A 13,517-nucleotide genomic window follows, 5' to 3' on the forward strand; every position below is an offset into this window, starting at 1 on the left:
CTTTTAAGCGGGCTTTTTAGTTTGCGGGAATCACATATTTACTGCTATTAATTTTTAGCTCTAGTGATCCTCTGCCACTTGTAAATTGTTCTCTGCTTTCATACGAGATACTTCGATCTCTTCCGCAAAAATCTCATGGATGCCGAAACGGTAACTGTCAGTACTGTTTGCCGCATGGGTACCGCCCGGAATCGTTGTAAATGCAATGCGCCAGGGAGTGTTCTCTCGTTCTTTCCAGTGCTTATGCCAGGAGAGTGCATCATTGCGTAGGTTTGGCATGTCTTTAGAGCCACTGGTTACTACCAGAGTCAGATCCTCTCTTGTCGCTTGTACAGGTTCCCTATGGAAAAACTCCTGCTGTGGAAGAAAGGTGGCGTTACTAGCTATCAAGCCTTGAAATAAGTCGGGCTTAGTAAAGGCCGTGTACAGTACAAAATGCCCCCCGCGGCTTTGACCGAAGAGAACCCGTTGCTGAGGGTCTACCGCGTAGCGGCTTTCAACTGCTGGCAAGAGCTCCTGCTCTAGAAAGTTGAGAAACTGTGCTGCACCGCCGTACTTAAGTGTGTCACTGTCACTGGGTAGCGAAAAGTCAAAACTGCGATGATTGATCTCGGGTTTAAATGAGCCGTATGCAATACCTACGATAATCGCCTCGGGGGCGTAATCGTCGTAATGCATAAACAGGTGATTAGTAGCCAAAATTGGGAACAGGGAATCCCCATCGAGGAGATAAATTACCGGGTAAGTTGTATCCTCGTTTGAATTGTAGCCCTCAGGCAGGCGAGTATAGATATGGTAGGGGCGCCCAATAATCGTTGAATCCAACTTAAAGTAGTCCCCTTTCAGGGCAGGCAAAAACTCGAGTGGTTGGGAATGACTTTCAGGAGAAGAGTTACTTTGGTGGTTAGCAGGGCAGCCACTTAGCAGTCCGGTTGCTAGTAGCGTTGATAGAAAACGAATAAGGGGCTTTTTCATCGAGTCTCCTATACTAACGGTGGGATTCATTGGTTGACTAGGTCTCTACTTATATTCTCAAGTGGGGTGCTAATGAGCAATATAAAGCTTGCTTCTGGTAGAGATTTCCCTTCCATAAAGGTACAGCGACTTGGCGGAGGTGAGTTGGTGCTGGGGAAGCCCGACGGTAGTTTTCATTGGCAGATGGTAGTCGCTTACCGAGGTAAGCACTGCCCTCTTTGTACCAAGTATTTGCGTGTATTGAGTGTGCTACTACCCCGCTATCATGCGGAGGGTATTGACGTGGTTGCTGTCTCTGCCGATACCGAGGAAAAAGCTTCTCTGCATATGGAAACAATTCAGCCGGGATTTACTATCGGTTACGGTTTATCAATACCCCAAATGCAGCAGCTTGGGCTCTATATTTCAAAACCCCGCTCCCCAGAAGAAACAGACAGGCCCTTTGCTGAACCGGGTGTTTTTGTCATCAACGAATCAGGAAGGCTGCAAATAGTCGATATTTCCAATGCACCTTTTGCAAGGCCTGACTTGCAAACGCTATTGGTGGGTATCGAGTTTATTCGAAATCCTGATAATCATTACCCAATTAGGGGAACATATTAGGAGTTTTTAAATACACAGCTAATTTGGGGAGACTGCTTTTTGGATTAAAAGTTCATAGTAAAGTTAGAGGTCTTGAATTTAAGGGGGGAGGGTAGTGATGAACGCTTTGCTATCTAAAGTTAATGATTCCAAGCTTACTCTAATTGCTAGTAGAAAATTTATATTTATTGATGGCCTTAACAAAAAACTATATCTGTTTATGGTAGAGAGATTATTACTCAGTATCAATTTCTCGATAAAGCGTTTGTTACCCTACATGATTGGCGGTCTCTGGATCAGGGAGTTAATATCTATCTGCTCTCTATAGGGGGAGTTGTGGATTTTACTTTGAATTCGGATGTCGACTTGTGGGGAGGTTTGGATGACGTAAAAGTTATCTAGCCGAATACTATTTGCTTTGCCGAATTCTTTGCGCTGGCGACTGCGCTGCTATGAGTGAGCAAAGCCGATTTTTATATCTTTCTACGCCTTTTGGCTTTTGGTGGTGTCGAAACTTATTTCATTCCTGATTTTCATTGCAGCGTCTCAAGTGAATCGTATATATAAATATCAGGCGGCGAATCTGTAAATGTCTATTTCCTAAGCAAGAAAACAGGTGTTTAGCCTGTTATCTTACTTTTATTCAATGGAATTAAGCTTCTTTGTCAGATTATTGAAACGATAGCTTCAATATGAATGGCTCATTTAGAAGTTGTTCAGTTCTTCCCGCAGATCGACCTCTAGCTCCTCTGAGTTAGTAATCCATACGCTTTTATCCGACGCAGGAAACACACCTATTTCAATGCCGTCACCTTTTAAGCCGGAAAGCCACTTCTTTAAAAACTGTGGTAAGGGAATACTTTTAGGGGTGAGGCCTGCTTCATTCTCAGCATAGGCTTGGGCAAATTCAGCGCTTGGCCATACTGGTAGATATTCAAAGCCACCGTCTTCATCGGTGTGTATTTTAAGAAAGCAATTTTGGCTATCGATCAGTATCCAGATCTCCCGCTCTTCTCCGGCTATGCTCAGGAAATACTCATAGCGATCTTCACAGCTCAAGGTAGCAATATCGTTCAAATCAGGGGTGTTCATAGGGAATTCACAATCATAAATTTAAGACGGGCGGCTACGACAGACAGCGTCTTCTTGGGGGTTGAGTGCAGCTAGTATGAGTTATTATGCGCCAGTTTTGAATCTTGTCCAAACTGTTTAACCTATTGATAGGCGTCAATGGTGATCTATAAGGGCTTTAGTGGAACATAAATCTAGTTTGAGGGAGGTAGTAAGAATAGGGACTCACTATATGCTGTATTCCCAAAGTCACTATCTATACATGGTGATTGCTATTGTTATCTGACTGTACATATCTCAAAAACAATCCTCTCGATGTTTCACAAAGGCCTCTTGAGCACATCTTATTTGGCTTTTCCCCCTGTTTATTTAGGTTCTCCCCCCGTTCACAGCTTTCTTCTAGAACACTTTCCTTCTACCCCCTAACTTTGAGGTTTTATTTAGGTAAGGTAGTTAACATGGAAAATCAAAGACAAGTATCAAGTCATCAAAGCAAAATTAATGTACTACTAGCATTAAGCGTACTTTTTTTGGGCGGCTTAATGGGGCTTAAGAGGGATACAGTTGAGTTTGAAGAGATTTTTGTCGAGCGAATCAATATTGTAGAAAAGAACGGATTAAATCGTATGGTTCTAGCAAACTCAGATAAGGCGCCAGGGGTCGAAAGGTATGGGCGAGAGGTATTTCGATCAAAGTCCTCTAGGCCTGGGATGATTTTTTACAATGATGAGGGGACTGAAAATGGGGGATTTATATTTCGAGGAAGTCAGGACGGTGGTATAACTAACCATGGGTTACATCTATCTTTTGATAGATATAATCAAGATCAAACTCTAATGGTGCAACACATTGAAAGTTCTGATTATATGGTCACGGGCCTTACAGTAATGGACCGTCCTGATCAGGATATGGATTTTGATCTGTCTAAGGAGTTTAGTGAGGCTAAAAGGCTTGGCGATAAAGAGCGAATAGCATGGTTAACAAAGCGGTATAAAGAAGAAAAGCTTGGCGGGACTAGAAGGGCTTTTTACGGTACCCTAAATGGTGATTCGAAGCTTCAGCTAAATGATATTGATGGAAACAAACGTATTCAGCTAATGGTTACCAAAGATGGTGAGGCAAAATTAGAGTTTCTCGATGTCAATGGTCAGGTTATTATGCGTCTTCCGCAGTAAATAAATAAGTAAAGTATAAAGATGAGCAAGGCAGCCATTATTTTTTTGACGACGTGTTTCTCAATTTTGGTTGTCTTGTACTCTGCTACAATAAAAGCTACTCCGGGAAATGCCATCGTTATACATTATGATGCACCAATTTGGATTGTATTGCAGTGCTTTCTCTCTCAATGGTTATCGTTGAAAGTATATGGCACGTTAATACCAAGTAAAAAAGAGGATAATATATCCATCCAATTCTTCCTTGCAGTTTTTGTAATTAGCGGCTTTATCTACCTTTTCCTGGCAATATTTCTTACTTTGTCTTTGGAGCTGTTCTTTGGTATCCAGGAGATAGATAAAAGACATGTGTCCTTACTTGCGTTGAGTTTGATTTTTTTACATGTTTTAAATTGTGGTGCAGTTATTTCCTTTAAGCTAATTAAAGGGGTTAATGAGCAACGTCTAGATTTGGAGAGAGTGCAAAAGTTACTTTTGGAGAAGCAGCTTGAAGCCATGCAGCAGAAGCTGGATCCTCATTTCTTATTTAATAATCTTAATGTTCTGTCGGCACTTATAGGTTCCAATCCTGAGGTAGCTGATGAGTTTCTAGATAAATTTACAAATATCTATCGCTATGTCTTAGAGTGTCAAGATTTCAAAACGATAAGTCTTGATCGTGAAATTACTTTTGCAATGGATTATATGTCATTGGTGGAGCAAAGGTTTTCTCATGCGTACAAATTAGATGTTGAATGTAGAAGAAATACTTTATATCAACATGTAACTTTACCTTGCTCTCTTCAGTTGGCGCTGGAAAATGTAATCAAACATAACCAGGGGGATAGGGAGAATCCTTTATGGGTTAAAGTAATAGTGACTGATCACTGGCTTGAGGTGAGAAATAAAATAAGGCCAAAAGTTACAACGGTTCCTTCGGGAAAGTTAGGACTAATAAACCTGAGGAAAAGATCGGAGATGATCCTAGGTAGGTCAATAGAAGTCATGCAAAAGGATGGTGAATTCATGTTGCGCCTTCCACTAGCCTGTAACTAATGTAATCATTCGATGAATATTCTATTGATTGAGGATGAGCCGTTAACGGCCGAGAAACTAAAGAACTATATACTGAAGTATAACTCTCAAGCCAAAATCTTGGGTCCGTTGGATAAGGTTGAAAAGGTTCGGAGATTTTTCCTGGAGGAAATCGAGTTAGATCTTATATTCTCAGATATAGAGCTGCTCGATGGGCCGGTGTTTCACGTTTTGAGTGAGATTGATTTACCCTGCCCGGTTATATATACCACCGCCCATGATTCCTATTGGATGAATGCTTTTCAAAATATGGGAATTGAATATTTACTTAAGCCATATTCTTACAAGCGTTTTACCGGTGCTATGCTGTCTTTCGAGCAGTTAAAGAGTAGTTTTTCAGATAAAAATTATGCCAAGGAAGAGCCGGCTGGCGGCGCTGGATTTAGATATAGATTTCTATTGAGAAAGGGCAGAGGTGTAGAGGTTTTATGGGTAGAAGATATTATTTGCCTAAGGGCTGAGCAAGGAATTATTGTTGCGCACGATAAAAAAGGGATGATTCACCCGTTAGTGCAACAGTCGGTGACTGATCTTGAGTCCCAGCTGAACCCTCAAAAATTTATTCGAATCAATCGTAGCGATATTGTCAATATCCAGTATGTGCAGCGCTTTGAGGCTTACGGTAAAGACACTCTCGCCGTTCATCTCTCAGGTTTGAACGAACCTCTCATAACTAGCAAGACAAGAAGTTCTGCTTTTCGGCGCTGGCTTGATAGTTAAACTTAGGCAGAAGTATTTGTGGGGTGAATACTAGGGAGAACCTTCAGCAGGCTATTATTAGGATAAAAAAAACGGGCATCAAGCCCGTTTTCAATACTTCTCTTCCTGTGAGCGACTACTTTCTCCTTTTTTAGTAATTCGCTTACCAGGAGGCGCTTACCACTGTAGTGCGCCACCGGTTTGATATTCAATAACCCGGGTTTCGAAGAAGTTTTTCTCTTTGCGCAGGTCCATGATTTCAGACATCCACGGGAATGGATTCTGGGCACCTGGGAACTGCTCTTTCAAGCCCAGCTGGCTGAGGCGGCGGTTGGCGATAAACTGGAGGTATTCCTCCATCATGTTCGCATTCATACCGAGCACACCGCGGGGCATGGTATCGCGGGCGTAGGCGACCTCGAGTTCCATACCTTCGAGAATCATTTGGGTTACTTCCTGTTGGAATTCTGCAGTCCACAGGTGTGGGTTTTCCAGCTTGATCTGGTTGATCACGTCGATGCCGAAGTTAAGATGCATAGACTCATCACGCAGAATGTACTGGAACTGTTCGGCAACCCCCGTCATTTTGTTACGGCGACCCATAGACAGTATTTGGCTGAAACCGCAGTAGAAGAAGATGCCTTCGGTGACGGCGTAGAAGGCGATCAGGTTGCGCAGCAGCTCCTGGTCGGATTCAACAGTGCCGGTTTTGAAGTTGGGATCACCGATTGCCTGGGTATGGGAAAGGCTCCAGGCTGCTTTCTTGGCAACTGCAGGCACTTCGCGGTACATATTGAAGACTTCACCTTCATCCATGCCCAGGGACTCAACACAGTACTGGTAGGCGTGAGTGTGGATAGCTTCTTCAAAAGACTGGCGCAGCAGGTACTGGCGGCACTCCGGGTTGGTGATATGGCGGTAGATCGCCAGCACCAGATTGTTGGCAACCAGGGAGTCTGCGGTGGAAAAATAACCGAGGGAATACTCCACGATGCGACGCTCATCCTCGGTGAGACCGTTAGGGTCTTTCCACATGGACACGTCTTTGTTCATGTTGATTTCCTGGGGCATCCAGTGATTGGCACAGCCATCCAGGTACTTTTGCCAGGCCCAGTCGTATTTAAAGGGCACTAACTGGTTGAGGTCAGCGCGGCAATTGATAATACGCTTTTCATCCACCTGGATACGGGCTGCGCCCATTTCCAGTTCTTCCAGGCCAGGAGCTGGGTCCATATTGGCAACTGTTGCCCGTGCAGCTTCAACAGCTGTGGAGCCACTTTGGGCCGCAGGCGACGCCGGAGTGGCTGTGGGAGCTGTTGCTTCCGCTGTGTAAGAAGCACTGGGTTCTTGCACAGCTTTCGCCTGGGTCTCCGGCGCCGGTCGCGGTTCGGTTGCTTTCTCAGGTTGTTGGGGCTTTGTTTCGAAGTCGTCCCAGCTCAGCATAGTTGGCCCTTTTGATTGGTCTCGGTATCGAAAGTTCGATATTAATTTTCTTCAATCTTCCTGGCGCGATACTCGCAGGGAGGGGCCAGGGGTGATGTACCGGTTTTTTTCCGGCAATAATTCTTTGGAGTAGGTATTTTCTACCTGCCCGGGCACAAAATTACTGTGCCAGATCAATTACTGCTTTGCTTTTTACCCGTATTTTTCCGGGTTTTAGAGCCTGGGAAGGCTGCTTGGGCAAAGGAGTTCCGATGCTTAAAGTCGGTGTATTACAGCAATTTTGTATTTTGCACTTTGGGAAAATTCCTGTTGCTTGCAGGTCGCAGACGATCCCCGGCCCGTAACTTCTTCCGGCTTTTTGGTACCGGGCGGGCCGGGGTCGCTGCGCATGGTCATGCCCGCACGTGCGGTTACGACGCTCTCCCCCGAGAGTTAGTGCAGCCCCTTAAAAAAGGGGCAATAATTTTACTGACAGGCTTCGCAATCCGGGTCGTCCAGGGAGCAGGCCTGAGGTACCGCAGCTGGAACCGGTGCCGCCTGTTCAGCAGGCTCTGCAGCGGCCATGCCGTTACTTCCGTGTGCGCTTACCGCATTTAAGGTGCCGCTGTTTACGGTGGATTTCTCTGTGGTCGTGGCAGCCAGGGCGCGCAGGTAGTAAGTGGTTTTCAGGCCGCGGAACCACGCCATGCGATAGGTCAGGTCCAGCTTCTTGCCATCGGCACCGGCAATATAAAGGTTCAGGGACTGGGCCTGGTCGATCCACTTTTGGCGACGGCTGGCGGCGTCCACAATCCAACGCGGTTCCACTTCAAACGCGGTGCGGTATTTCGCTTTCAGGTCTTCCGGTACGCGATCGATTTTCTGTACGGAACCCTCGTAGTATTTCAGGTCGTTAACCATGACCTGATCCCAAAGGCCGCGATCTTTCAGATCGTGTACCAGGTAGGGGTTCACTACGGTGAATTCGCCGGACAGATTCGATTTCACATACAGGTTTTGATAAGTCGGTTCGATCGACTGGGAAACCCCGGTGATATTGGCAATGGTCGCGGTAGGGGCGATCGCCATCACGTTGGAATTTCGCATACCCTGAGATTTTACTTTTTCGCGCAGGCCGTCCCAGTCCAGAGTGGAACTGGTGTCCTGTTCGATAAACTGCTGGCCGCGCTGCTCAGCCAGGATCTGGATAGAGTCCAGTGGTAGAACACCCTTGCTCCACAAGGAGCCTTCGTAGGTCTGGTACTTGCCGCGCTCGGCAGCCAGATCGCTGGAAGCGGAGATGGCTTCGAAACTGATCGCTTCCATGGTGTTGTCGGCGAAGGCGACGGCTTCGTCGCTGGCGTAGGCGATGCCGGCTTTGTACAGCGCATCCTGGAAGCCCATCAGGCCCATGCCTACCGGGCGGTGACGCATGTTGGACTGTCGTGCACTTTCAACCGCGTAGTAGTTAATGTCGATAACGTTATCGAGCATACGTACCGCGGTTTTTACGGTATTGGCCAGCTTGGTGCGGTCGAGTTCACCGTTCTCACCAATGTGTTGAGCCAGGTTGACGGAGCCCAGGTTACACACGGCGATTTCGTCGTCGGCCTTGGTGTTGAGAGTGATCTCGGTGCACAGGTTGGAGCTGTGTACTACACCGGCGTGCTGTTGCGGGCTGCGCAGGTTGCAGCTGTCTTTAAAGGTAATCCAGGGATGGCCGGTTTCGAACAGCATGCCCAGCATCTTGCGCCACAGGTCGAGTGCGCGGATTTTCTTGAACAGGCGCAGCTTGCCTTCGGCAGCCAGTTGTTCGTAGTGGTTGTAGCGCTCTTCGAATGCGGTGCCGAACAGGTCGTGCAGGTCCGGGCAATCCGCCGGGGAGAAGAGGGTCCATTCTTTGTCTTCGAACACGCGCTTCATAAACAGGTCGGGGACCCAGTTGGCGGTGTTCATATCGTGGGTGCGGCGGCGGTCGTCACCAGTGTTCTTGCGCAGCTCGAGGAATTCCTCGATATCCAGGTGCCAGGTTTCCAGGTAAGCACACACAGCGCCCTTGCGCTTGCCGCCCTGGTTGACCGCTACTGCGGTGTCATTGGCCACTTTCAGGAAGGGCACAACACCCTGGGACTTGCCGTTGGTGCCTTTGATATAGGAACCCAGGGAGCGCACTGGCGTCCAGTCATTGCCGAGACCGCCGGCCCACTTGGACAGCATGGCGTTATCGCGGATAGCACCGTAAATACCGTGCAGGTCGTCCGGTACCGTTGTCAGGTAGCAGGAGGACAGCTGCGGGCGCAGGGTGCCGGCGTTAAACAGGGTCGGGGTGGAGCTCATGTAGTCGAAGGAGCTCAACAGGTTGTAGAACTCTACCGCGCGCTCGTTCTTATTTTCTTCATTAATGCTGAGGCCCATGGCGACACGCATAAAGAAGATCTGCGGCAACTCAAAACGAATGTCATCGCTGTGCAGGAAGTAGCGGTCGTACAGGGTCTGCAGGCCCAGGTAGGTAAACTGGTGGTCGCGTTCGCCTTTTAAAGCTTTGCCGAGTTTTTCCAAGTCGAAGGTGGCCAGCGCCGGGTCCAGCAGGTCCAGTTCGATACCCTTTTCCACGTAGGTGGGCAGGGTGGAGGCGTAGAGCTTTTCCATCTCGTGCTGGGTGGCGCGCTCTGCAACGCCAAGGAAGCGCAGGGCTTCTGAGCGCAGCTTGTCCAGCAGCAGGCTGGCAGTGGCAAAGGTGTAATTGGGCTCCTGCTCAACCAGGGTACGCGCAGTAATCACCAATGCGGTATTGATATCGTTTTCGGAAACACCGTCGTACAGGTTTTTCAGCGCTTCACTGAGGATGGCGTCGGCGTTTACATCCTTGAGGCCCTCACAGGCTTCACTGACAACAGTGCGCAGGCGCTCCATATCCAGGGGGACAAGGCTGCCATCGTCGAGTTTTACACGAATACTGGGGTGGGCATCGATAGCTTGCTCAGTTTGCTGAGCGGTTTTCACTTTCTCAGCGCGCAGACGGGCGTGCTCTTCGCGGTAAAGTACATAGTCGCGCGCAACCTTGTGCTCGCCGGCGCGCATCAGGGCCAGTTCTACCTGGTCCTGAATTTCCTCGATATGAATCGTGCCGCCAGAAGGCATGCGGCGTTTGAAGGTAGAGCTGATCTGGCCAACCAGTTCTTCAACTTGTTCGTGGACACGGCTGGACGCAGCGGCGGTGCCGCCTTCAACAGCGAGAAAGGCCTTGGTAACGGCGACGGAAATTTTACTGTCGTCGTAGGGGACAACGGTACCATTGCGCTTAATTACGCGGATTTGTCCCGGTGCAGTAGCGGCCAGAGTGGTGCCGCCAGTAGCCTGGTCGCTTGAGGTGCCCGACTTTTCCGCAGGCACGGTTTGAGAGCGCCCTGTCTCTGTGTGCATGTAAATCTCCGAAAGGTTGTTTTGTTGTCTGTCCGCGTGTGTTCACTAGAACAGCGGCCACTGGACTACGTGGCATGTGCGGAGCGGGTCCATCGCATTCAGTAATTTCTCCCACTCTGTGGGGGATACTGGAAACAGGCGGCTTGATGACCGGCGCACAGTTAAGGTCTGCCGGCTGCTGCCTGCGGCGGATAATTCCTTTCCGCCCGCTTACCTCTGATTCTGCTTTGAAAAAAGCAGCGTCTGACGCCCACCGCCAAAAAGTGTGGCAAGGCGCCGGAATTTGCCCCTTGAATTGGGGATGCCCTTAGCCCTCTACCCCAATATATAGGGGTACGGCCTCGAGTGCGCTACAAGATAATGCGGTAGGCGGGTCAGTTCAAGGCGAATAACTTTGTAGTTGTTTGTGGATAAATTGTGGGTAGGCTGGTTGAGTCAGTAGCCACTTCCGCGGCAGAGCCCGCCATAGCTGGGCTGCATGGGATTAGGCACTTCGGGAGTGGGTTAAATACAAGCTCTTACAATTTTTTTTAATAGCGAAGGCGTTCTAAATTAACAACGGCAATAACCATTTTTATATGACCGTAATTTGAGCAAATTGGTACTAAGATGATCAACTTTGTGGCGTGAATTTAATGTTGGCGCGGGCTTGTTTATTAGGTATGCATTGGTGAATATTTATCTAAATAATGAATTTAGTGTCACAAGTGTGAGCAGCTAGATGAATTATGCGTTACGTGACAGGGACCGAGATAAAGTGGCTGGGCATTTCCGGTCGATTGGTGGCAGTGGATGGTTGTTCAAGGTGGCCGGTATTGCGAAATGATGCGCAACCGGCCGGCGCAAAAAATACTCAGGCGCTGTACTCCTGAAGAAACTCCATCAATGCTTTCTGTGCATGTAAGCGATTCTCTGCTTCGTCCCAGACAACGGAGATGCTTTCATCTTCCAGCAGCTCGGCACTTACTTCCTCGCCGCGGTGGGCAGGCAGGCAGTGCATAAAAACTGCGTTGCTTTTGGCGTAGCTCATCAGTTCATGGTTTACCTGGAAGTTGTCAAAAGCCTTGGTGCGTACCTGCTGTTCCGTTTCCTGTCCCATCGAGGCCCAGACATCAGTGCTAACCCAATCGGCTGTACGCACCGCCTCTACAGGGTTGTGCACAACTTTTACCCGGTCGCCAGCGGCGGCGACTATTTCGGCATCCGGTTCATAGCCTTGGGGGCAGGCGATCCGCAGCTCAAAGTCGCACAGGCGAGCGGCATTGATGTAGGAGTGGCACATGTTATTGCCATCGCCTACCCAGGCTACCACCTTGCCCGAGGGGCTGCCTCGATGCTCGACAAAAGTCTGGATATCGGCGAGAAGCTGGCAGGGGTGATAACTGTCAGACAGGGCATTAATGACTGGTACCCGTGAATGGGCGGCAAAGAGCTCCAGAGTCTTATGGCCAAATGTGCGGATCATCACCATATCTACCATGCGTGAAATCACCCGCGCACTGTCCTCAATGGGTTCTCCGCGTCCAAGTTGGGTATCCCGCGGTGACAGGAATAGGGCGCTGCCGCCCATTTGCGCCATACCGGCCTCGAAGGAGACCCGTGTACGGGTGGAAGATTTTTCAAAAATCATTCCCAGTACCTTACCCCGGAAAAGGTCAGTGGTTATGCCCTGGCTGCGCAGTGTTTTTAGCTCGATTGCGCGCTCAATAATTTGTTTTAGTTCCTCTGAGGACAGATCCATTAGGGTGAGGAAATGTCTGGTTGCCATAAGCTGCTCTCCTTAATTGGTGCTTCAGACTGCTTGCAGCGCAAATTGTTGAATCAAGGTGCTGATATCACCTGCCAACTGCTGGCACTCGGCGTCGGTGAGGGTGAGAGGTGGTAATAGTCGGAGTACATTGCCTGCTGTCACGTTAATCAGGATTCCATATGCTCGGGCCTGCTCAACCAGTTCTGAGCAAGGATGTTCCAGCTCTATACCGATCATCAGGCCGAGACCGCGAATTTCCAACACTGCAGGGCAGTCTTGTAGTTGCAGTTGCAGAGACTGCATTAGCTGTGTGCCAAGCTTTTCGGCACGTTCAAGTAACCACTCACTTTCCAGTGCTTCCAATACTGCGAGGCTGGCGCGACAAGCTAAAGGGTTACCGCCAAAGGTGGAGCCGTGACTGCCGGCGGTAAACAGGCTTGCAGCTTTCCCTCGGGCCAGGCAAGCGCCGATAGGTACCCCGTTTCCCAGTCCTTTGGCTGTGGTCAGTACGTCCGGGACTATACCCGCGTGCTGGTAGGCAAACATCCTGCCGCTACGGCCGTTGCCAGTCTGTATTTCATCCAGCATTAGCAGCCAGTCATGTTGGTCACATAGCATGCGTAGTTTTGGCAGGTAATCTGCAGCGGGTACACGGATTCCGCCCTCGCCCTGAATCGGCTCCACCAGCACGGCGACGATATCGTCATACTGTTCGGCCAGGTGTGTAACTGCGTCAATATTATTAAACGGGACCCTTAAAAAACCCTCTGGCAGGGGGGCAAAACCCTGTTGGACTTTTTCATTGCCTGTTGCTGTGAGGGTCGCGAGGGTACGGCCGTGGAAAGCCCCCTCCATCACAATAATGCGCGGTGTTGATAGTCCGCGTTCGTTGCCAAGTTTACGCGCTAACTTGATTGCGGCCTCGTTGGCCTCCGCCCCGGAGTTGGAAAAGAATACGTTGTCCATGCCCGACATATATACCAGTCGATCGGCCAGCTGCTGCTGTGCCGGAATGTTATATAGGTTGGAGACGTGCAACAGGGTATTGGCCTGGTCCTGAATGGCCTCGGTTACCTTAGGATGGCAGTGTCCCAAGCCGCATACGGCGATGCCGGAAATAGCGTCCATGTATCGTCGACCCTCGTTATCCCACACATAGTTGCCTTCCCCCCTGACCAGTGTCAGGGTTCTCTCGCCATAGTTGTCCATCAGTGTGGGGGTGCTCACTGCGGGTTCTCCTTAATTCCAGGTCATCGGCTTCAAAATCTTTGCCGCAGAAAATTTTGTATTGGTGTGTTCATTCCGCATCTATTACGGATTTGACAATACTACCACAAGCTTTGTGT

10 protein-coding genes are annotated in these 13,517 nt (G+C 49.0%); 4 read left to right on the forward strand and 6 right to left on the reverse strand.

Annotated elements, in window-relative coordinates:
- Nucleotides 1–60: 60 nt before the first annotated feature.
- Nucleotides 61–975 (reverse strand): alpha/beta hydrolase, encoded by a 915-nt coding sequence (locus ABWV76_RS12345; protein WP_353376076.1) that lies wholly within the window; start codon nt 973–975, stop codon nt 61–63.
- A 72-nt stretch (nt 976–1,047) separates the two neighbouring features.
- On the opposite strand from ABWV76_RS12345, the gene ABWV76_RS12350 reads away from it, so the two are divergent.
- Entirely contained in the window at nt 1,048–1,578 is a 531-nt protein-coding gene (locus ABWV76_RS12350; RefSeq protein ID WP_020412708.1) for a redoxin domain-containing protein, read from the forward strand.
- A gap of 684 nt (nt 1,579–2,262) precedes the next feature.
- Here ABWV76_RS12350 and ABWV76_RS12355 read toward each other — a convergent pair.
- A complete protein-coding gene (locus tag ABWV76_RS12355) occupies nt 2,263–2,649 on the reverse strand; it encodes a DUF2750 domain-containing protein (protein WP_020412710.1) in 387 nt (128 codons plus the stop codon).
- A gap of 437 nt (nt 2,650–3,086) precedes the next feature.
- Between ABWV76_RS12355 and ABWV76_RS12360 the strand changes: the two genes are divergently transcribed.
- The 3 genes from ABWV76_RS12360 to ABWV76_RS12370 are packed head-to-tail and all read left to right on the forward strand — an operon-like array spanning nt 3,087 to nt 5,597.
- Nucleotides 3,087–3,803, forward strand: a complete 717-nt coding sequence (locus ABWV76_RS12360; RefSeq protein WP_020412711.1) for a hypothetical protein — start codon at nt 3,087–3,089, stop codon at nt 3,801–3,803.
- A 21-nt stretch (nt 3,804–3,824) separates the two neighbouring features.
- On the forward strand, nt 3,825–4,838 hold the full coding sequence (locus ABWV76_RS12365) for a sensor histidine kinase (protein ID WP_020412712.1): 1,014 nt from the start codon (nt 3,825–3,827) through the stop codon (nt 4,836–4,838).
- A gap of 12 nt (nt 4,839–4,850) precedes the next feature.
- A complete protein-coding gene (locus ABWV76_RS12370) occupies nt 4,851–5,597 on the forward strand; it encodes a LytR/AlgR family response regulator transcription factor (RefSeq protein WP_282952715.1) in 747 nt (248 codons plus the stop codon).
- A 156-nt stretch (nt 5,598–5,753) separates the two neighbouring features.
- Here the strand turns inward: ABWV76_RS12370 and ABWV76_RS12375 are convergent, their stop codons facing one another.
- The 4 genes from ABWV76_RS12375 to ABWV76_RS12390 all read right to left on the reverse strand — a co-directional run bounded on the left by ABWV76_RS12375 (nt 5,754) and on the right by ABWV76_RS12390 (nt 13,398).
- Complete coding sequence (locus tag ABWV76_RS12375) at nt 5,754–7,019, reverse strand: ribonucleotide-diphosphate reductase subunit beta (protein WP_020412714.1); 1,266 nt, start codon at nt 7,017–7,019, stop codon at nt 5,754–5,756.
- A 465-nt stretch (nt 7,020–7,484) separates the two neighbouring features.
- Nucleotides 7,485–10,421 carry a ribonucleoside-diphosphate reductase subunit alpha gene (locus tag ABWV76_RS12380; RefSeq protein ID WP_353376077.1) on the reverse strand — a complete coding sequence of 979 codons (2,937 nt, stop codon included), beginning with the start codon at nt 10,419–10,421 and terminating at the stop codon, nt 7,485–7,487.
- A gap of 853 nt (nt 10,422–11,274) precedes the next feature.
- Nucleotides 11,275–12,189 (reverse strand): ornithine carbamoyltransferase, encoded by a 915-nt coding sequence (gene argF / locus ABWV76_RS12385; protein WP_020412717.1) that lies wholly within the window; start codon nt 12,187–12,189, stop codon nt 11,275–11,277.
- 24 nt (nt 12,190–12,213) lie between these two features.
- Nucleotides 12,214–13,398: an aspartate aminotransferase family protein gene (locus ABWV76_RS12390; protein WP_353376078.1), complete on the reverse strand. Its 1,185-nt coding sequence runs from the start codon at nt 13,396–13,398 to the stop codon at nt 12,214–12,216.
- Nucleotides 13,399–13,517: the final 119 nt, after the last annotated feature.

This window comes from Microbulbifer sp. NBRC 101763, from assembly GCF_040371615.1.
Classification (GTDB): Bacteria; Pseudomonadota; Gammaproteobacteria; order Pseudomonadales; family Cellvibrionaceae; genus Microbulbifer; species Microbulbifer variabilis.

Excerpts from the sequence above, each read along its gene's own strand:
- ABWV76_RS12345 (WP_353376076.1), bottom strand. The coding sequence starts at position 975 with ATGAAAAAGCCCCTTATTCGTTTTCTATCAACGCTACTAGCAACCGGA.
- ABWV76_RS12350 (WP_020412708.1), top strand. The coding sequence starts at position 1,048 with ATGAGCAATATAAAGCTTGCTTCTGGTAGAGATTTCCCTTCCATAAAG.
- ABWV76_RS12355 (WP_020412710.1), bottom strand. The coding sequence starts at position 2,649 with ATGAACACCCCTGATTTGAACGATATTGCTACCTTGAGCTGTGAAGAT.
- ABWV76_RS12360 (WP_020412711.1), top strand. The coding sequence starts at position 3,087 with ATGGAAAATCAAAGACAAGTATCAAGTCATCAAAGCAAAATTAATGTA.
- ABWV76_RS12365 (WP_020412712.1), top strand. The coding sequence starts at position 3,825 with ATGAGCAAGGCAGCCATTATTTTTTTGACGACGTGTTTCTCAATTTTG.
- ABWV76_RS12370 (WP_282952715.1), top strand. The coding sequence starts at position 4,851 with ATGAATATTCTATTGATTGAGGATGAGCCGTTAACGGCCGAGAAACTA.
- ABWV76_RS12375 (WP_020412714.1), bottom strand. The coding sequence starts at position 7,019 with ATGCTGAGCTGGGACGACTTCGAAACAAAGCCCCAACAACCTGAGAAA.
- ABWV76_RS12380 (WP_353376077.1), bottom strand. The coding sequence starts at position 10,421 with ATGCACACAGAGACAGGGCGCTCTCAAACCGTGCCTGCGGAAAAGTCG.
- argF (WP_020412717.1), bottom strand. The coding sequence starts at position 12,189 with ATGGCAACCAGACATTTCCTCACCCTAATGGATCTGTCCTCAGAGGAA.